The sequence below is a fragment of the Fulvivirga ligni genome (genome assembly GCF_021389935.1).
Taxonomy (GTDB): Bacteria; Bacteroidota; Bacteroidia; order Cytophagales; family Cyclobacteriaceae; genus Fulvivirga; species Fulvivirga ligni.
On sequence record NZ_CP089979.1, the window covers coordinates 4,520,878 to 4,539,664 of the forward strand.

The 18,787-nt window shown below is 39.6% G+C and carries 19 protein-coding genes; 9 read left to right on the forward strand and 10 right to left on the reverse strand.

Features of this window, described 5'->3' with window-relative positions; translation table 11 throughout:
* The first annotated feature begins 109 nt into the window (after positions 1-109).
* Positions 110-1,369 (forward strand): M20 metallopeptidase family protein, encoded by a 1,260-nt coding sequence (locus LVD16_RS19005; protein WP_233769867.1) that lies wholly within the window; start codon positions 110-112, stop codon positions 1,367-1,369.
* Between the two features lie 40 nt (positions 1,370-1,409).
* The gene (locus LVD16_RS19010; protein WP_233769868.1) at positions 1,410-1,805 is read left to right on the forward strand and encodes a VOC family protein; all 396 of its coding nucleotides are present in this window, start codon (positions 1,410-1,412) and stop codon (positions 1,803-1,805) included.
* Between the two features lie 7 nt (positions 1,806-1,812).
* On the opposite strand, the gene LVD16_RS19015 is transcribed toward LVD16_RS19010, so the two are convergent.
* Positions 1,813-2,802 carry a DUF1028 domain-containing protein gene (locus LVD16_RS19015; RefSeq protein WP_233769869.1) on the reverse strand — a complete coding sequence of 330 codons (990 nt, stop codon included), beginning with the start codon at positions 2,800-2,802 and terminating at the stop codon, positions 1,813-1,815.
* Positions 2,803-2,927: 125 nt separating this feature from the next.
* Between LVD16_RS19015 and murB the strand changes: the two genes are divergently transcribed.
* On the forward strand, positions 2,928-3,947 hold the full coding sequence (gene murB / locus LVD16_RS19020) for a UDP-N-acetylmuramate dehydrogenase (protein WP_233769870.1): 1,020 nt from the start codon (positions 2,928-2,930) through the stop codon (positions 3,945-3,947).
* A gap of 2 nt (positions 3,948-3,949) precedes the next feature.
* Here the strand turns inward: murB and LVD16_RS19025 are convergent, their stop codons facing one another.
* Positions 3,950-4,432, reverse strand: a complete 483-nt coding sequence (locus LVD16_RS19025; protein ID WP_233769871.1) for a deoxycytidylate deaminase — start codon at positions 4,430-4,432, stop codon at positions 3,950-3,952.
* Positions 4,433-4,521: 89 nt separating this feature from the next.
* Here LVD16_RS19025 and LVD16_RS19030 point away from each other — a divergent pair, with 89 nt between their 5' ends.
* Entirely contained in the window at positions 4,522-5,061 is a 540-nt protein-coding gene (locus LVD16_RS19030) for a DUF2911 domain-containing protein (RefSeq protein WP_233769872.1), read from the forward strand.
* A gap of 50 nt (positions 5,062-5,111) precedes the next feature.
* Here LVD16_RS19030 and LVD16_RS19035 read toward each other — a convergent pair whose 3' ends face one another.
* Entirely contained in the window at positions 5,112-5,987 is an 876-nt protein-coding gene (locus LVD16_RS19035; RefSeq protein ID WP_233769873.1) for a lysophospholipid acyltransferase family protein, read from the reverse strand.
* A 196-nt stretch (positions 5,988-6,183) separates the two neighbouring features.
* Between LVD16_RS19035 and LVD16_RS19040 the strand changes: the two genes are divergently transcribed.
* Positions 6,184-8,625 carry a zinc-dependent metalloprotease gene (locus tag LVD16_RS19040; protein ID WP_233769874.1) on the forward strand — a complete coding sequence of 814 codons (2,442 nt, stop codon included), beginning with the start codon at positions 6,184-6,186 and terminating at the stop codon, positions 8,623-8,625.
* 239 nt (positions 8,626-8,864) lie between these two features.
* Positions 8,865-9,788 carry a ketopantoate reductase family protein gene (locus LVD16_RS19045; RefSeq protein ID WP_233769875.1) on the forward strand — a complete coding sequence of 308 codons (924 nt, stop codon included), beginning with the start codon at positions 8,865-8,867 and terminating at the stop codon, positions 9,786-9,788.
* Positions 9,789-9,997: 209 nt separating this feature from the next.
* Here the strand turns inward: LVD16_RS19045 and LVD16_RS19050 are convergent, their stop codons facing one another.
* The 3 genes from LVD16_RS19050 to LVD16_RS19060 all read right to left on the reverse strand — a co-directional run bounded on the left by LVD16_RS19050 (position 9,998) and on the right by LVD16_RS19060 (position 12,800).
* A complete protein-coding gene (locus LVD16_RS19050; protein ID WP_233769876.1) occupies positions 9,998-10,366 on the reverse strand; it encodes a hypothetical protein in 369 nt (122 codons plus the stop codon).
* A gap of 121 nt (positions 10,367-10,487) precedes the next feature.
* A complete protein-coding gene (locus LVD16_RS19055) occupies positions 10,488-10,892 on the reverse strand; it encodes a hypothetical protein (RefSeq protein WP_233769877.1) in 405 nt (134 codons plus the stop codon).
* Between the two features lie 177 nt (positions 10,893-11,069).
* Complete coding sequence (locus LVD16_RS19060) at positions 11,070-12,800, reverse strand: glycosyl hydrolase family 28-related protein (protein ID WP_233769878.1); 1,731 nt, start codon at positions 12,798-12,800, stop codon at positions 11,070-11,072.
* 222 nt (positions 12,801-13,022) lie between these two features.
* On the opposite strand from LVD16_RS19060, the gene LVD16_RS19065 reads away from it, so the two are divergent.
* The gene (locus LVD16_RS19065; RefSeq protein WP_233769879.1) at positions 13,023-13,394 is read left to right on the forward strand and encodes a four-helix bundle copper-binding protein; all 372 of its coding nucleotides are present in this window, start codon (positions 13,023-13,025) and stop codon (positions 13,392-13,394) included.
* Positions 13,395-13,578: 184 nt separating this feature from the next.
* Positions 13,579-13,866, forward strand: a complete 288-nt coding sequence (locus tag LVD16_RS19070) for a hypothetical protein (RefSeq protein WP_233769880.1) — start codon at positions 13,579-13,581, stop codon at positions 13,864-13,866.
* On the opposite strand, the gene LVD16_RS19075 is transcribed toward LVD16_RS19070, so the two are convergent.
* On the reverse strand, positions 13,863-14,621 hold the full coding sequence (locus tag LVD16_RS19075) for a TIGR03915 family putative DNA repair protein (RefSeq protein ID WP_233769881.1): 759 nt from the start codon (positions 14,619-14,621) through the stop codon (positions 13,863-13,865). The two genes, LVD16_RS19070 and LVD16_RS19075, sit on opposite strands and share 4 nt — an antisense overlap.
* Before the next feature lie 2 nt (positions 14,622-14,623).
* Positions 14,624-15,856, reverse strand: coding sequence for a putative DNA modification/repair radical SAM protein (locus LVD16_RS19080; RefSeq protein ID WP_233769882.1), 1,233 nt, complete (start codon positions 15,854-15,856; stop codon positions 14,624-14,626).
* Between the two features lie 83 nt (positions 15,857-15,939).
* On the opposite strand from LVD16_RS19080, the gene LVD16_RS19085 reads away from it, so the two are divergent.
* Positions 15,940-16,692 (forward strand): 7-carboxy-7-deazaguanine synthase QueE, encoded by a 753-nt coding sequence (locus LVD16_RS19085; RefSeq protein ID WP_233769883.1) that lies wholly within the window; start codon positions 15,940-15,942, stop codon positions 16,690-16,692.
* A gap of 1 nt (position 16,693) precedes the next feature.
* On the opposite strand, the gene LVD16_RS19090 is transcribed toward LVD16_RS19085, so the two are convergent.
* The gene (locus LVD16_RS19090) at positions 16,694-18,496 is read right to left on the reverse strand and encodes an SLC13 family permease (protein WP_233769884.1); all 1,803 of its coding nucleotides are present in this window, start codon (positions 18,494-18,496) and stop codon (positions 16,694-16,696) included.
* Positions 18,496-18,735, reverse strand: coding sequence for a DUF202 domain-containing protein (locus LVD16_RS19095; protein WP_233769885.1), 240 nt, complete (start codon positions 18,733-18,735; stop codon positions 18,496-18,498). The genes LVD16_RS19090 and LVD16_RS19095 overlap by 1 nt, the downstream gene beginning before the upstream one ends.
* Between the last annotated feature and the right edge of the window lie 52 nt (positions 18,736-18,787).

Sequence of the window (18,787 nt, forward strand, 5' to 3'; positions counted from 1 at the left end):
GTCAGGTAGCACTGGTGACATCCATAGATATTTGTGTATGATGAATTACAAAATAAACCTCCGCACACCTTTTAGTTTAATGTTGATCATAGGCTTAACAGGCCTGCTTATGACAGCAACGAGTTTTGCTCAAACAACCAGTTCCATTCATGCCAGCATTCAACAGCACACTAATTCCATCTACGATACACTAGTACAAACCAGAAGGTATCTGCACCGAAACCCTGAACTTGGCGGTCAGGAAAAGAATACCTCAGCATTTATAAGTGCATATCTGGAAAACCTGGGCTTAGAGGTAAAAACTAATATCGGAGGCTACGGTTTAGTTGGCATTTTAAGAGGTGATAAAGAAGGCAAAAAGATAGCATGGCGTGCAGATATTGATGCCATTCATGAGCACAAAAAAGAAGAAGGCGAGCTAGCGTCGAATAATGAAGGCGTGGGCCACCATTGTGGGCATGATGTGCATACTACCATTGCTTTAGGAATGGCGGAGGTACTAGCCGCTCAGAAAGAAAACCTACACGGCACCATTTATTTTATATTTCAGCACTCAGAAGAAAATTACCAGGGTGCACTTGAAATGATTGATGGAGGCCTGTTTGATATCATTGATCCCGAGGAGATGTATGCCGCACATCTTTCACCTATGCCATCCGGTTTAGTAGCCACCAAGGAGCATTATTTATTCGCCGATTACAAACAAATAAATATTACTTATAAAAAGCCTTCAGATGAAAATTCCATTTCTGAATTTACTAAAGGCATTTTTAAAGATCTGCAAAATGTAGCTCCAGATAGCAAATTTTGGGATACCAGAAATTTGATGGACCCAAATATAGGACTTGGACACCCCAACACCATCTTCAAAAACTTTGTTACGGTGGAAGAAAAAATGAAAACCTCTGTAACCGATAAAACATTGACCATCAGCGCATTTGTAAGTACAAGCAACGCCGAATTAATGAAAGAAATTCCTGGACAATTACTCAAAAAAATCGGTGATTCTCGCTATGCAGACCAGTTAATCGACATCAAATTTGGATCAGACATTTTCTCCTATTCAGAAAAGAGAGGAAATATTGATAACGATACGGAACTAGCCACCAAATGCTTGAAGAGTATTTCTGACAATTATGGAGCAAGCTCCGCTCTAACCCTTTACGGGGTTATTCCAGACGGACGCGGTGATGATTTCTCTTATTTTCAGGAAAAGGCACCCTGCGTGTACTTCCTTCTAGGAGGGTCCAATTATTCAAAAGGTATTATTTCAATGCCTCACACACCAGCTTTCTCAGTGGATGAGACATGTATTAAGCATGGTGTTAATTATTTTTCATCAATGCTGGCGGACCGCCTTAATAACTAGAAATTATGTATCTTAGGTTTAATTACCTCTTCATCATACCATGATATCAAATACAGTTAACTTTGCGCCGGAACTTCACATTCCAAATGGCACCTTCAACATTGACTTTTACATCAATTTTGGTGCAACGGAGCATTTCTGTTTGAAAAACGATGATGGTAGCATCCATGTAGCTGAACTTGATTATGAAGGAGCAATATTTCACGTTCATGAAACAACCATGGGATCTAAATCTCTGGAACCTAACGGTGCCGGAGGTGTCACTGCTATTATAGGTTTATTTGTTCCAGATGTTGACGCTGTAATGAAAAAGGCCATTGATGCCGGAGCTGTAGAAGTAAATCCTCCAACGGATCACGACTACGGCTACCGACAAGGCATGTTTAAAGATCCTTTTGGCCACTATTGGCAAATTCAAAAAAGAATTAAAGTATAACTCCTGCTTACTTCACTTTTAAAATCTTCTTTAAATCCTTTTTATCCAGCTCCAGCAATCCTACAGCGGGGAGTCTTTCTGTGAGCTCTCTCCAATTATCATCTTCACGAAAAATGGCCTTAAACATTGGAAGTGCTTCATCGAGTTTACCATTGTTAGCCAATGTCACGGCAGTCCAGTATTTCATTTCCAGATTATCCGGAAACATAGACTGAGCCTTGCCATACTCCTGCAGGGCCAGCGACATATCTCCCACTTCCAGAGCCAGATCACCATTATTCATATGTTCATAGGCTCTGTACACAGTAAGTAGCCTTTTCAATTCCTTCAGTGGTTCTTCACTATCATCCACCCTCAGGTCTATCATAGGATCATCCCAGGCATTTTCTGCGGGCTGTCCTTTTACTACCAAAAGAGCAGCTGATTGCTTACCCCTGATATCTCCGCCAGCAGCCTGAGCCGCCTCTAGCGCCTTCAAAACTCGCTCGGCTAAAGGCAAATCCTTCGCTTTTTCATAAGCTTCAGCCATGGCCGGCCACACATCTTTAGTCAGCATCATATTGGCCTGCACTGAAAAGTTGTCTCCTTGCTGATGTCCTGCGTATTTGATACATTTCTCACCTGTATGAGTAGCTACATTACCTTTTGAATCAAGGATAGCCACCTGCCTCACCTCACGACCTTCATCACTTTTCAGGAGTATTTTTAAAGCCTGCTCTGCAGTTTTACCTTCTTTCAAAAGTGCTAAACCTCTCAGGCCGAAGGATTTATTGGTAAATGATTGGGTGGCCACTACTCCCACTCCGGCTTCACCCCAGCTTACACTAGTGCCTACAGAAAACCAATGGCTTTGTACCGCCACCGCCATCTCTCCTGTCTCTGGATCTCTGGCTACGATAGAATATGTATGTGCTAAAGGCTCCTTCTGCAGATATAGTTGGCTAAATGCCGGCGAAAGGAGAAGTGATAGTAAAACAACTAAGTATATTTTTTTCATAAGCTCTTTATGTTTAGGTTTCTCAAATATAATATTTCCATTAATTTAGGCAGCTGTTATTACATAGACAGAATTGAACTGGTTTCTACGGTGATTTTCATCAATAATTCCGTAATTCGCAATCCATGCATTTCCATAAAAATATATCATTACAACCGCACAATACATTTGGCCTTGAGGCTAAGGCTAAATTATTTATTGAAGTAAACACCATAGAAGAACTTCAAGAAGTTTTAAAAAGCGAGGAAGCTCAAAATGAAGAGTTGCTCATTTTAGGTGGTGGAAGCAATATTCTACTTACGCAGGACTTTGGTGGTCTGGTAATAAAAAATACGATTACAGGTATTGATGTTATTGAGGAAACAGAGAAGTATGTAGTGGTGGAAGTAGGTGCAGGAGAAACATGGCACAGCTTTGTGGAATATGCGCTAGATAAAAACTGGGGTGGCATTGAAAACCTGTCATTGATACCGGGTACGATCGGAGCAGCTCCCATGCAAAATATTGGCGCTTATGGCATTGAACTTAAAGATGTTTTCCAAAGCTTGAAGGCCGTAAAAATAGAATCTGGCGAAGTAGATATTTTTAATAATGATCAATGCCAGTTTGGATATAGAGAAAGTGTTTTTAAAACTACCTTGAAAGGCCAGTATATCATAGCCAAGGTTCAGCTGAAGCTTTCTAAAGATGAGCACAACCTGAACATAGAATATGGTGCTATTCAAGACACCTTAGAAGAAATGAAGGTGAAAAAGCCTACCATTCAGGATGTAAGTAAGGCAGTGATATCCATAAGACAAAGCAAACTACCTGACCCTAAGGAGATTGGCAACAGCGGAAGCTTTTTCAAGAATCCTACCATAAGTATGATAGATTATGAAGCCTTAAAAGTGGACTACCCTGAAATACCAGGATATAAACTTCCTGAGAACATGATCAAAGTGCCGGCAGGTTGGCTAATAGAACAAGCCGGATGGAAAGGTTATACTATGGGCAACATTGGTGTACATAAAAAGCAGGCCCTGGTTTTAGTAAACTACGGCGGCGGCCACGGCGATGACATCTGGGCACTGGCTCAAGAAATTCAAGAGTCTGTTATCAAGAAATTTGGTATACAGCTAAATCCTGAGGTGAATGTGATCTAGGATCAGATCATTTCAGTTACAGCAGATATACTCCCCTGGTATCGTTCTACCTTCACTCCGAACTTTACCAGGAAATCTACGCCTTCATCACTTTCAATACCTTTGTATTCTGCGTATGAATTAAGGAAAACCACCTTTTCCACGCCCATGGTATAGATAATTCTGGCACAGGCCAAACATGGCGCAAGAGTGACATACATAGTGGCCCCTTTTACCTCCGTTTTATTCTTTACTGCATACAAAAGAGCATTTTGCTCGGCATGAATAGCTAATGAGCAACCTCCCTTGGAGTCTCTGGGGCATCCTTTTTCCGGCCATTCCAGATCACAGTTATGGGTGCCGGCTGGCGGTCCGTTATAACCTATTGAAATGATTCTCGTATCTTTTGTTAGTACAGCGCCTACATGGCGTTTTATACAATGTGATCTTTTAGCCAGATTCACTGCCAACTCCATAAAAATATCGTCAAACTCTGGTTTCTTCATTGTGCTGAGGGCCTTGTATTTAGCGGTATAATATTTGATGGAAAGTTGACTATATTTAAGCATTTATAAAAGAAACCGACAAGAAAATTATGAAATCAAAACCCGTTGCTTTAACTATCCTTACGCTGATCTTCTTCAGCTCTATCACTTTCGCTCAGGAAGCGATAACGCCACGCCCCAGCCCTACCGCCATCATTACTATGAAGTATGAGGATACTTACGTGAAAATCACCTATTGCCAGCCTCACAAAAGAGGTAGAGATATATTCGGCACTTTAGTTCCTTTCGGACAAGTGTGGAGAACAGGTGCTAATGAAGCTACAGAAATCACGTTGACAGGTGATGTGAAGATCAATGAAGATACTTTGGAAGCCGGTACCTATTCTTTATTCACCATACCTAATAAAGACAAATGGACCATAATCATTAACAAAGAATTAGGTCAATGGGGTGCTTACAACTACAATGAGGAAGCTGACGTGATGAGGTTTGAAGTACCAACGGGAAGTGTAAAGACAGGAGTAGTATGGGAGCCGTTTACCATGGCCTTTGAACAAAGCAATGAAAAGGCTGATCTCGTAATTATGTGGGATAAAACTAAGGTGGCTATCCCTATCGAATTTCTATAAGGCTAAAAACAAAAGGTGTTTCCAAAACAGAAACACCTTATACTATTATATCAAACAGGCACGCAATCGGCCTTTTTCCTTTTCCATCTTTTGTGGCTCCACAGCCAATATGAAGGCTGTTTTTTAATGCTTGATTCCAGCATCACTGTACTCCTTCGCATAATCTCCCCTACTTCCAGCTGAGACGGATCTTCACAAACCACATCAAAAATCACTTCATAATAGCCTCTTTTTACTTTATGAATATTTCCAAAGATCACCGGCATATTGTGCTCTCTGGCAAACTTCTCCGCACCAAACTGAACACCCGTTTCCTGATTTAAAAATTTCATCCAATAGGCCTTTTGAGAACTTCTGGGGCACTGATCTATGCCAAAAGTATACATAGTTGGCTCGCCAGTTTCCTGATATAAAGCTTCACTATTGCTGGTAGGCACCATATTCAAACCAAAGCGAGACCTGCTCTTACGCATTTTCTCATCAAACACCTTATTACTCATCGGTGTGTATAAAGCGGCTACTCTATGCTCAATCTGCATTACGCAGGCCACGGCATATAGCTCCCAGTTACCATTATGCCCTCCTACTCCTACAATATCCTTTCCTTGTTTGAAAAAATGATCCGTTACCTCCGGGTTAACTATCTTCAAATGCTTGATGCTCTTTTCGGCAGAGATAGAAAAGGTTTTAACACTCTCGACCATTAGATCACAAAGGTGTCTAAAAAACTCCTTTTCATAAATTCGAAGCTCCGTTTCACTCTTATTAGGGAATGAGTTCTTCAGGTTGTTATAAACCACTTTTCTTCGATAGCCCAATACATGAAAAAGAACAAAAAAGATGAAATCAGAAATGATAAATAGCACCCTTAGAGGGAGATACGAAAAAGGAATCAGAATGAAATAATATAAAAGTAGACTCTTCATAGCCGCGCAAACTAAACAAAATAACTGAATTGTTTAAGAGAAAATCCCACTTTCCTATAACATTTCCAATATGCATGCGTCCATGACTCACTGAAAATCAGGTATCTCGTCACATTACTTATCCACTCATGTATTATTGGGCTTACCCCTGTTTTTGATTATTTAGATTAGTTGCTGAAATTTTAATAACGATAAAATGAGGAAGAATTTATTACTATTATTCGTCCTGTCTTTTTTCGTTTTCAACCAGCAGGTGCAGGCACAGCTTTTTGGAGGCAAGAAGAAGAAAAAGGAGCAGGAGAAGACAGAAAAGCCAAAACCAAAATCACCATTTAAAAGCTATAAGCAGGTAATTACGGACAAGGCTCAAACTGATGAGGGTCTTTTCACCTTTCATAAAGTAGAAGACAAATATTACTTCGAAATACCTGATTCATTACTAGAAAGAGAAATTTTGATCATTTCCAGAATCTCTGGTCATGTGAAGGGTTTAAACTTTGGTGGAGCCGGTATGAAGTCTCGCCCGCAGCAGGTGATCAGATTTCAAAAGAAGGACCACAACCTGATTTTAAGATCAGTATCATTCAATTCTGTAGCCAGCGAGGATGATCCTATCTATCAATCAGTGGTGAATAACAATTTTGAGCCTATCATTTACAGCTTCAAAATAGAGGCACTAGGAAAAGATTCGTCTTCATATGTAATTGATATTGAAGACTTTTTCTCTTCAGACATTCCTATGATCGGGGCCATGAGCCAGCGTGAAAGAAAAGAATTCAAGATATCTTCTTTAGACAGAAGCAGATCTATGGTATCATGGGTAAAGTCATTCCCTAAGAATACTGAGGTAAGACATATACTTACTTACAAAGGCTCTGAGCTACCAGACAACAGGCTTACTGATGCTTTATCCATAGAGATGAACCAGTCCTTGATATTATTACCTGAAAACCCAATGGTACCGCGTAATCAGGATGACAGGGTGAGCTATTTCTCCATCAGACAGACTGACTACTCTTTAGACGAGCAAAAAGCTGCTCAGAATCAGTTCATTACACGCTGGAGATTAGAGCCTAGCGATTGGGACGCTTTCAACAGAGGTGAGGCCGTGGAACCAGTGAAACCTATTGTTTATTACATAGATCCTGCTACGCCTTTGAAATGGAGACCATTCATAAAGCAAGGTATTGAAGAATGGCAGTCGGCTTTTGAAAAGGCCGGCCTTAAAAATGCCATTATAGCCAAAGATGCCCCTACCAAGGAAGAAGATCCTGACTGGGATCCTGTAGACGTTCGTTATTCTGTGATCAGATATATCGCCACAGATATTCAGAATGCTCAGGGCCCACACGTACACGATCCTAGAACAGGCGAAATCTTGCAAAGTGATATTCTTTGGTATCATAACGTGATGAGGCTGCTAAGAAATTGGTACTTCATCCAGACTGCCGCTGTGAACCCGGAAGCCAGAAATATCAAGTTCAAAGATGAGCTTATGGGGCAACTTATTCGCTTTGTTGCTGCTCATGAAGTGGGACATACATTAGGTCTTCCGCATAACATGGGTTCAAGCGTAGGTTATTCAGTAGATTCATTACGTTCTAAGACCTTCACAGCTACTCATGGCACAGCGCCTTCTATTATGGACTATGCTCGTTTTAACTATGTAGCTCAGCCAGAAGATGGCATTACGCATTTCTTCCCAGGCATTGGCGAGTATGATGATTGGTCTATCTACTATGGATACCACCCTATAGCGAATGTAAAAACAGCCGCTGAAGAGGAAGATGTTCTTAACGGATGGATATTAGAAAAAGCGGGTAATCCTCTTTATAGATTTGGCAGAGCCAACGGAGTAGATCCTACAGCGCAAACCGAAGATTTAGGTGATGATTCTATGATAGCATCAGAATTAGGTATCAGAAACCTAAAGAGAATCAACAAAGAGCTTATGACCTGGGGCACTGAAGACGGTAAAGATTATGATGATCTTAGAGAATTATACCTCAATGTAATTGGCCAGTACAGCAGATACATGGGCCATGTAATTACCAACGTAGGCGGTATTTATGAATACAACAAAACCACTGATCAGGATGGAGCTGTTTACACCCACGTGGAGTTGGATAAGCAAAAACGCGCTGTTCAATTCTTTAATGATGAATTGTTTGCAACGCCAGAATGGATGATTGATCCGGCTATTCTTTCAAGGATTGAGCAAGATGGTATTGTAGATAGAATTAAGTCTATTCAGACCAGAACACTAAATGGTTTGCTGAATGATGATAGGGTGAAGAGAACCATTGAAAACGAAACTTTAAATGGCTCTAAAGCTTATAAACCAACTCAGCTATTTAGTGACTTGAGAAAAGGCCTGTTTTTTGAATTAAGAACCGGAAAAACTATAGATACTTACAGAAGAAATCTTCAAAAGGCATTTGTAGAAAAGCTTGGTGAATTAGTAAACACTGAAGATAAAGATGTAAGAACTACAGACATTCCATCATTATCAAGAGGAACTTTACAAGCAATAAAAAGCGACATCAGAGCTGGGTTAGGCAGACAATCAGACACCCTTTCCAGATACCATTTACAGGATTTATCTGAACGAATCGATCAGATTTTAGATCCTAAATAATATGAATAATGAGTCTTTCTTATAAATAAAGGACTGATCTATATTTAAGTCAGCTTGAGGTATTTTGATACCTCAAGCTGACTTCGTTCTACGCATAGGAAAGACTCATTTTTTAACCTTCCCCTTCTCAATTTCTCTGCCTTTCAGTTAAATTGAATCCAAAACACCCCAAGACAATCATTAAAAGTTGCAAATGTCAGCATTGTGGCTAAAATTAGTAGCTCACTAATGACCTAGTAATGAAATATCTCATAATCGGTGCGGGTGGAACAGGAGGCCTTATCGGTGGTTTTCTAGCCAGAGTAAATAAGGACGTTACCCTCATAGCTCGCGGAGAGCACCTACAAACCATCAAAGACAACGGACTGACCATGCATTTCCTTTACAATGAGGAAACTGTAAATGTAAAAAACATCAAAGCCGTTGCAGAGCATGAGTTAAAAAACGAGGTATTTGACATTATTTTCGTCTGCGTAAAGGCTTACAGTTTAAAGGAGATTGCTCCATTAATAAATAAGCACAGCAACCAAAACAGCATTATAATTCCGATATTGAATTCTTTAAAAGCCGGAAGTATTCTAAGAAAGGCTATAGAGGATCGGCAAATCTGCGACGGCTGTATTTATCTAACAGGATTTAAATCCGGGCCTGGAGAAATCAGTCAGAATAATAAAATTTTCAGAATCGTATATGGCTTCAGTGGTGTAGATCAAGATAAACACCCTCAGTTATATATGGTTAATTCCGATTTGAAAGAAGCTGATGTTGATATAAAATATACTTCTGAAATCAATAGTGCTATATTTCGGAAGCTTTGTTTCACCTCAGCATTTGCTGCAGTAGGTATATATCATCAGGTGAAAGCTGCTGATATTCAGGAAAACCCTAAATACAGAAAGCTATTTGAAGATCTGCTTAGGGAACTCCAAGACATTAAAAATGCTGCTGGTTTTTCAGGCGAGTATCAAATAGTAGAAGAAAATTTAAAAATACTGGATCAGCTTTCAGGTGAATTTACCGCCTCATTGCAAAAAGATATTGCTGCCGGAAATACTGATGAAAGGGAGCAACTCATTTTTGATTTGGTAAGACTAGCCGAAGAGTATCAGGTGGAAGCGCCTCATTATCATGAAATAGCTAATTACCTAGGCTATAATCATTAGTTAAATACGCTCATAGGCTATAACCCTAATGAAATGGAAAATACGATAAAAAAACCACATACTATTTTACGAGTACTCTTGTTCCTAATGGCATTTGCTTTCATTCTCATGCCTTTAGAAGCTGTGATTTACCCACATCAGATTGAAGGGCCATGTTGGTGCTTTTGCCTGACCAATTATGGAGCTCTTTATTCGTATCTCTATTTTCTTTAGGCCGCTGACCTAAAGAATATCATACCGTGCCCCACGGCGAGTATAACGTAAAGTGCAGTGATTACTATCAGTGCGAGGTTGGATTCTCCGCTTATTATTTTCACCAGGCCTAAAGCGCCTACGGCAAAATGGCAAAAATTACCCATGGCAATGGGTTTGCCATATATACCTCCTATCAGTAGACCCTTGGCCATCCAGTTCATCATACCGAAACCGAAATAGACTGCCCCAAGAAGTTGTAGAAAAACTGAAAAATGATCTTCCAGACCGAGATATGCTGATGTTTCCTGAGGAAGAAATACTAAGATGATAGCAAAAATTAGAAGAATGATGGATGTGATTGTCATCCAGATTTTGTTTGTCATAAGCTGATTTTTCTTGAAGAAAAGAAAAACAAATGGCTATGTCAAAGGAATGAAAATATGAGGTGGATATTATCATTTATCGGTCAAAAATCCCGATGGCACATCCACCTCAATATATAACTTAGGCTAGCACATCATTCGCCAACCACTCTTTAGCTGACTCAATATCTTTGAAGTTTTGAGTGCTTTTATCTTGCGTTTTAGTTTGCTCTTCATGAGCTTTCTCCATAGCTAATTTTCCGAAAATATCTTCTGGAATAATGATAGCCACTTGCTTTACTCCCAGACTCTTTACGGTAGGAAACCATTCTGTCTTTACTAATTCCTGAGCACCAGGAGCATAAACTTTAATCCCTCTTAAATCAACCAAACACTTACTCAATTTGTAGTGCTTAATCATAGCGTACTCCCTCTCTATAACCGACTTTAACGTCTCTAGAGGAATATATCCCTTCAGCTCTACAAATAATGCATTCAAACTCTCCTCATGCTTCACCACAGCATTTTCTGTAATTAAATCTTCCATGTACGTTTTTTAAAGTTTTATTTAGAAATGCCTTATCAAATTTTCCGCCATACAGACTATTTCCATTTTTAGGAATGAAAATAGTTGATTATGAGGAATTTAGGCATCTAATCGGCACTAAAACGTACACACTACGTTTCAATTTGAGATAATGTTTCCCAAAATGAGATGTAAGGATCATTTCACACGACACACCTCTCTCCAGGTGCCATCACCCATAGAAACTAGACTAATAGAGCCATTGCTACCAGCTGTGTATGAACCATTTAACTGGATGTAGCCACTACTCACTACTGTAGTCCCAGATTGAAGCAGCAGTATCACTATGGTACCAGCAGGTATTCTATCCGCTGTAAGGTGATTTATTCGGGTAATGGCTATAGTTTCTGAAATGTCGAAGACATTACCATCCTTTTTAAGCGTTAAAAAATTACCAGAGAAGGCATAGTTATTTGTTTTTCCATAACTCAAGGTTCCATTCACCACACCACCTTGAGTAGTCAAATATCTCTCCTGGGTAGGAAGGTCATAGCCAAAACTTAGACTGGGAATAGTGATGTAAAACTTTTGGGTAGTAGCTGTTTGGTTGTGGAAATAGAATTTAGGATCATAGCTGGAAACCGTATCTACCAAACTGGTCATCCCCAGCGAATGCCATTGGTTATCCCCCGGATGATATCCTCCTGTTACTAGTCCACTAGGAGCTTTTGCCGTGGTAGTTACAAAGTGATCAATATCTGTTTTAACAAAGGCACCGAAATTTACCTGGCCATATTCTGAAGAAGCTTCTATTAACGGTAAATACAACGGATCTGGTCTTAAATATCCAGAACTTCCAGCATTGACTGTAAATTCTACCACCTTAAATCCTGTCTTATAGATTTCACTACTCTCCTGCACTGCAGATGCACCAGAGATCTGCCAAAAAGGTATAGCACTCGCATTACATCCTCTAAGCGCATTATTCTCAAAGAGATTGTTCGATCCACGGTTTAAGTTGTAAGATTTGCCGCTGCGAAGGTTAACAGCGTTATCTCCATCATCTATAGTAAGGCCTCCGGAGTAAATGCCATCCAGAACACTGTTCCTGGTATTATGGGCAAAGTAAATCAGTGGTATTGTATCGGGCTGATTGCTGCCCTCAATCCTGATATCATTCCCTTTCACCTCCCCTTTCTCTACCACAAAATGACCGCTTGTAGAGCTATAAGGCTCCAGCACCAGAGCATTGAAAACCGTGTTATTACCACCTATGATGTGAATACCATAGTCAAAGCCATCGCCAGAAATAGCTCCATGATAAAAGGAATTAGAATTAATGAATGACCCGGAGGCCTCATCTATCAAGATGCCTACTTTACCATATCGCACTCTGATATCATAAAAGGAACAGTATGTTACCCCTCCGACATTTAGCGCTTGCAGTTTAAGGGCCGTGCCATCTGTAAAGCCAGAAATCAAGAGTTTACTGAGCACCACACTTTCTACAATAGCTCCATCGCCTATAATTTCAATCCCTCCTGCTGCACCCGCATTTTGATCGTCATAGATGACCAGGCTTTCAATACTTACATTATTACCAGCTACCCGAATAGTAACGGCACTTCCTGTATTAGTAATGATAGACCCCAGAGAAGGTGTACCGGTAGATGTAACACCCCTGCCTTCTCCCAGAAGAGAAACCCCAGCGGGCACTGCAAGTGTCTGACTCACCTTATAACTTCCTGCCGGGAAAAACACGGTAGCTCCTGTTAAAGCAGCACTATCAATGGCTGCTTGAATAGCAGTATGATCATCAGATGCATCATTGGCAGTGGCTCCGAAGTCTTTGATATTTAGGTACATAGAATGAGCCCCAGAATGAATAAAAGACATGAAGCTCAGCATAAATAGTAAAGATTTTAACATAGCATTTTACTTATTGGTTGGTATATATAAATTAATTACAAATACCTTCTGAATCAATTTAGCTCCGTCCTGAGCGCTCTGAGCATAAGTAAGTTGTGTAAAATTTCCCCATGGCACTGGGCAATTACTTGCCATTTAAAAGATCAAATACTGATAAATGGCTTAAATCTTACATTGGCACAATTATTCTATACTGTCCCTTGAAACTATGAACCAACCGATATGGAAAAATCTAAACTGCTCTTTACTATTAATGAAACAGTAAAAGCTTGTGAAAATCTCGCCACCATAAGCTCCAAAAATTGTGAAAACATGGATTGCCTGGGTTTGGCTATTGACTGTGCTGATGCCGGCATGATGCTCATTATGAAACTTAGCAACAATAGTGTTCCTCGCACTCTACTAAAACAATATACAGGTATATGTCAGCAAATCATTAAGAAATGCGGTACTGCTGAAGGAGCTCATGCCTTACAGGCCGTTCAGATGTGTAAAAGTAGCATTACTGCAAGCGCAACCTATCTTGAAGAAGAACTACATCCAGACCACTACTTCCTTTCCTCATTATCATCTATGCCGCTTATGACAGCATAAAATGGTAATATAAATAAGACTTATTAAAGTGAATTATTAAGTGGTAATTGCTTATCTTAATAGAATACTGAAGTCTTATTAACAAAGTTTTGAAGGTTCTCAGATGATTTAATTTCTGCCAATTACCTCATGATTGGCAAAATTTTTCATTTCAGAAACAGGTAACCTAAAACAAATAAACGCTATGGACGAAGACAAAAAGGAGACTTTTAGGCAAATTCTGGATTATTCTGAAAAGCTTAAAAATCAATCTCTTGATCTCAGGTCTAAATTAACTTCTCTTGTGCTTTATACTGAAGATGTTGAAAACATTGGCAAAGAAGAGAAAAACTGTATCCTGAGCATCTGTGAGATTATCGGTAAGAAGAGTAATGAACTGATTTTCAGTGAAGAAAAGCTTCAAGAAGTCATTCATCAGCTCGCTAAAGGCAGAAATGTAAGCTCACATAATTACTCTCACTTTGAGAGTTAATTTTTTTCTGGCAAGTATTTCCAATACCTATGGGGAACATGTTTTAAATGCAGCTTAATATTTGTCCTTTCTACAATTGTGGTGGCTTTAAAATAACTTTTCCATAGGTTTTCATATTCATCCTCGCCCTCATCTAGCACTGCCCTTTGTACTTTATTTCTTCCCTGCCACTCAGCATTTTCCAGCACAATTTCTGATACCTTTTCCAAGTCATAAAAAATGCCATATTCTCGTTTAGTGTCATAAATCAGCCATTGTTGATCCTGATATCTGTCTTTAAAATGCTTAGGTAGCAATGCCATGACATCAAAATCCGGGGTAATGGTAGCCACATAGACTTCATCTTTTGTTTTCTGAAACCTCACAAAGGCATGCATGCGATGCACCTCTCTACCAATCATCTTCACCACCTTTTTCACCTCTAAAACATCCGGATGAGCATAATTGCTTTCTATATTTTTATCTGATTTCAAGGCATAAGCTACATACCTGAAAATCACCATCTCAATCTGCGGAATTTCTGACAGCCAACATCTATAAAGATTGTTGATAGCCCTGGCACTCAGTTTTTTCTTCAAACCATTAATTACCCTAGACGCCCTCTCAACATCAGTATTTACCTCCAACGTTTCACCAAATAAGCCAGCCTGAAAATGGCTCTTTTTATGAATTTCATCTGGCCTGGTCTTTATATCATAAACTTCGAAGATTACCGATAAAAAGCCTTCATAGGTATCATCATAGATAAAAATCATAATTAGAAAAGAGTGAGTTGGCTATTCTTATCTTTAGACAATACAGCTGACTTTATTTTAAAAGGATCTTCCACCACACGCGCAATGGGTCTACCGGGAACATCTATGAAATATTGAGCCCTGTTCATGGCAATTCCCATTTTCCTTAGATGCTCAAAGTTCAGCCGTCCGTACCTTCTAGCCTGGATGATCATATTCACCGACTTCACCCCTACTCCTGGTATTCTTAGCAACATCTCCTTATCAGCCAGGTTTACATTCACAGGAAACAGATGCATATTCCGTAGCGCATAAGCTAACTTAGGATCTATTTTCAGATCTAAATGCTGATACTGATGGTTTACGATCTCATCTACCTGAAAGCCATAAAACCTTAGCAACCAATCTGCCTGATATAATCTGTTTTCACGAATAAGCGGAGGAGTTTTCAAAGCTGGTAGACGATTATCATCACTTACCGGTATATAGCCAGAGTAATAAACCCTTCTTAACCGCTGCTGATTGTATAAATTATCGGCCAGCTTCAAAATATCGAAATCATTTTCAGGGCTTGCTCCTACTACCACCTGAGTACTTTGCCCTCCGGGTGCGAACCGTGGTGTAGATCGAAACCTCTTCTTCTCATCATTGTAAAGCTTGATACGATCAGTGAGAAAATTCATGGGCTTATATACCGATGAATGGTTCTTTTCAGGCGCTATCTTTTGCAATGATGGCTCAGATGGTATTTCCAGATTCACACTTAAACGATCGGCATACAAACCTGCCTCTTCCATTACCTCAGGGCTGCAACCAGGTATGATTTTCAAATGAATGTAGCCATGAAAATTATGCTCTTCACGCAATGTTTTAGCTACCCTGATGAGTCTTTCATTAGTATAATCAGCATTCTTAAAAATGCCAGAGCTTAGAAAAAGCCCTTCTATATAATTTCTTCTGTAAAAATTAATGGTGAGGTCCACTACTTCTTTCACGGTGAAGGCAGCTCTTTGAATATCATTGCTAGACCTACTCACACAATAGGCACAGTCGTAGATACAATAATTAGTAAGAAGCAATTTCAGCAACGATATACATCTTCCATCTTCTGAGTAGCTATGACAAATACCCATGGAAGATGAATTACCCAACCCTTTATCTTTATTTTTCCTGTTACTACCACTAGATGCACAGCTCACATCATATTTTGCGGCATCGGCCAATATTTTCAGTTTATCATCCACGTTCATCTTCATATTACAATTTTACTAAATATTTTAGTAATTACTATCTAAATTAACGGATAGTATTTGACTTTTTTTCGTCTAATTTTGTAGCTATGAAACTGGCGAAACTGAACGGAAAACCTGAAATATTCTATAGCATACAAGGTGAAGGAAAGAGCATTGGCAAGCCCAGTATTTTTGTTAGGACTTCGCTCTGTAATCTTCATTGCATTTGGTGCGACACTGATTACACCTGGAACTGGGAAAGTACACCATTTCCACATGAAAATGATGCGAAACCAGGCTATTCCAAATTCAAGAAATCAGAATACATAGAGGAGCTCACTACTGAGCAGATTGTGGACATTTTAAAGGAAATACCCTGCAAAAACCTGGTATTGACCGGAGGAGAACCACTACTGCAACAAACTGAATTAAAGGAGCTTATGGCTGCTCTGAGGGCAGAAGATGAGAACTATTGGTTCGAAACAGAAACCAACGGCACCATTATCCCCAGTGATGAATTTGATTCGCTCATCAATCAATATAATGTAAGCGCTAAGCTTTCTAACTCTAATAATAGCGTAAGCCTGCGAGAGAAACCTGAGGCTTATACGTTCTTTTCTAATAATGAAAAGGCGGTTTTCAAGTTTGTAGTTGCTACCAAAACAGATTTGGAAGAAGTAACATCCCTGATGAGAAAGTATGAAATCTCTCCCGAAACAGTGTTTCTTATGCCAGAGGGCACCACGGCAGACAAGCTTAATGAAAAGCAACAGTGGCTTGTAGAAGCCTGTAAGCACCTGGGCACCAACTATACAGATAGACTACATATTCACATTTACGGCAATAAAAGAGGTGTATAATTTAAGTATAGAAAATGGGCACCAGAAAAGTTACTATAGCCCAGAAAATCACGCATAATAAACCTCCTACCTTTACAAAATCTGAAAACTTATAATTACCAGGCCCATAAATCATGGCATTAGTCTGGTAGCCCACTGGCGTTAAGAAGCTGGTATTAGCTCCGAATAAAATAGCTATAATCAAAGGCTCTGCGGGCATAGAAAGGCTGGCTGCCAGTTTAATGGCAATGGGCACCAGCAGAACCGCAGTGGCCTGATTTGAAACTATTCCAGTAAATAATACGGTGAATAAGAATAAAATAGAAATGACAAATCGTGGCTCATTCCCCCAAGCCAGTTGGGTGAAAAGGTCGGCTACTTTCTGATCTGCTCCAGTTTTAGCCATAGCTGCACCTAAAGGGATAAGACCGGCGAGAAGGAAAAATACTTTCCATTCCACGTTCTCGTAAGCCTTTCGAAAAGAGATACACTTGGTTAAAACCATCATGATGACTCCAAGCCAGGCACTTATTAATATTGGAAGTATATTACTGACCGCTAGTAAAATTACTCCCATTAAAATAAGGACGGACATTACCAGCTTATCCCTTTGGTACAGATGTTTTTCAATGCTTTTCTTGGCTATTTTCTGTATGGTGACCCAATCATGACGAGAGTAAAATTTATCCCTCCCTGGCACGCCATCCATAAGTAAGATATCGCCAAACTTGATCTTATGATCCATCATTTTCTGCTGCCCTAGCAAGCCGCTTTTTCTCACAGCCAGTGGCACAGCATTATAATAACGCTCAAAGTTTACATCCTTAATTTTCTGATCTATCAAGTTAGAATTAGGAGTGATGAGAGCTTCGAATAAAACTTCACCATTATCTTCCTCCTCTTCTGTAGCTTTAATGCTACTAATTCTGTAATGACTTCTAATTCTCAGATCTTCATCTTTATCTAACCTCAAAACCTCCTTAATGTTAGTTTTGATAACTAAAATATCGCCTTCTTTTAATTTATCTATCTGTACGGTGCTATGAGAGGCATTTTCTCTAATAATTCTCAAGATTTTAAAATCCTCAGATTCTGCCAGTCGGGAGGCTTGTGCTAATTCCTTATCGATCAAAGTCGATCCAGGAATGATCTCAATTTCAGTAAGATAATCTTTGATTTCTATCTCACTATCCAGCACCTCTACATTCTTGGTGTTTTTCTTCAGGAAAAATCGGCCTATAAAAAGCATATAGATCACAAGGGCCACAAATAAGATCAGCCCTAACAGAGATAGGTCAAATATTCTGAACTTATCTACGCCATAGCTCTGGCTTATCGCATTGATTAGCAGGTTAGTAGATGTACCTATCATGGTGGAAGCCCCACCAATCATAGCAGCAAACGACAATGGCATAAGTAAAAGCCCTACGTTGACATTAGAATTCTTTGACATTCTATATGCAACTGGAATGAAAACAGCCACTACAGCAGTAGTATTGATGAATGCTGATGCTATGGCAGCTGTGAGCATAAGCACAATCAATGTCCACCATTCGGTTTTTCCGGTGAGTTTTAGAATCCTATCCCCCAAAGCATCCACTGCTCCGGTGTTTTTCAGCCCCTCACTTAGTATAAGCAGGGCCAGCACCGTGAGCGTAGCACTATTGCTAAAGCCTGAAGTACCTTCCTCCACAGAAAGAATTCCTGTGGCCATTAAGGCTACCATTACTATAATGGAAGTTAACTCTACAGCCACCCACCCCGTAACAAACAGCACTAGAGCTACTCCCAGAATAGCTAATAGCATGATGATGTCTAATGACATTATTTTTTCAAAATCTTTTTCTGAAATTTAAAATAGCGCATGGTACCATAGGCAGCCAAGCCTACACCTGCTAAAAGAAAAAAAGCCGCTAATACACTGAAAAGAATAGATACATAGAATTTAAATATGAAAGCACTGATACCTAAAAGCGCCAAGGCCGCTCTGTAGTAAGACATTAATGTGCGCTCATTCGCCATCTGCGTCCTTATTCTAGCGAAATAATGTCTGTGGTCTCTCATGTTTCTTCATCTATGAGATATGATTTAGCTTCATATCTAATGTCTAGTTGAT

Coding starts and splice junctions, on each gene's coding strand:
- LVD16_RS19005 (WP_233769867.1), top strand. CDS start 110: ATGACAGCAACGAGTTTTGCTCAAACAACCAGTTCCATTCATGCCAGC.
- LVD16_RS19010 (WP_233769868.1), top strand. CDS start 1,410: ATGATATCAAATACAGTTAACTTTGCGCCGGAACTTCACATTCCAAAT.
- LVD16_RS19015 (WP_233769869.1), bottom strand. CDS start 2,802: ATGAAAAAAATATACTTAGTTGTTTTACTATCACTTCTCCTTTCGCCG.
- murB (WP_233769870.1), top strand. CDS start 2,928: ATGCATTTCCATAAAAATATATCATTACAACCGCACAATACATTTGGC.
- LVD16_RS19025 (WP_233769871.1), bottom strand. CDS start 4,432: ATGAAGAAACCAGAGTTTGACGATATTTTTATGGAGTTGGCAGTGAAT.
- LVD16_RS19030 (WP_233769872.1), top strand. CDS start 4,522: ATGAAATCAAAACCCGTTGCTTTAACTATCCTTACGCTGATCTTCTTC.
- LVD16_RS19035 (WP_233769873.1), bottom strand. CDS start 5,987: ATGAAGAGTCTACTTTTATATTATTTCATTCTGATTCCTTTTTCGTAT.
- LVD16_RS19040 (WP_233769874.1), top strand. CDS start 6,184: ATGAGGAAGAATTTATTACTATTATTCGTCCTGTCTTTTTTCGTTTTC.
- LVD16_RS19045 (WP_233769875.1), top strand. CDS start 8,865: ATGAAATATCTCATAATCGGTGCGGGTGGAACAGGAGGCCTTATCGGT.
- LVD16_RS19050 (WP_233769876.1), bottom strand. CDS start 10,366: ATGACAAACAAAATCTGGATGACAATCACATCCATCATTCTTCTAATT.
- LVD16_RS19055 (WP_233769877.1), bottom strand. CDS start 10,892: ATGGAAGATTTAATTACAGAAAATGCTGTGGTGAAGCATGAGGAGAGT.
- LVD16_RS19060 (WP_233769878.1), bottom strand. CDS start 12,800: ATGTTAAAATCTTTACTATTTATGCTGAGCTTCATGTCTTTTATTCAT.
- LVD16_RS19065 (WP_233769879.1), top strand. CDS start 13,023: ATGGAAAAATCTAAACTGCTCTTTACTATTAATGAAACAGTAAAAGCT.
- LVD16_RS19070 (WP_233769880.1), top strand. CDS start 13,579: ATGGACGAAGACAAAAAGGAGACTTTTAGGCAAATTCTGGATTATTCT.
- LVD16_RS19075 (WP_233769881.1), bottom strand. CDS start 14,621: ATGATTTTTATCTATGATGATACCTATGAAGGCTTTTTATCGGTAATC.
- LVD16_RS19080 (WP_233769882.1), bottom strand. CDS start 15,856: ATGAAGATGAACGTGGATGATAAACTGAAAATATTGGCCGATGCCGCA.
- LVD16_RS19085 (WP_233769883.1), top strand. CDS start 15,940: ATGAAACTGGCGAAACTGAACGGAAAACCTGAAATATTCTATAGCATA.
- LVD16_RS19090 (WP_233769884.1), bottom strand. CDS start 18,496: ATGTCATTAGACATCATCATGCTATTAGCTATTCTGGGAGTAGCTCTA.
- LVD16_RS19095 (WP_233769885.1), bottom strand. CDS start 18,735: ATGAGAGACCACAGACATTATTTCGCTAGAATAAGGACGCAGATGGCG.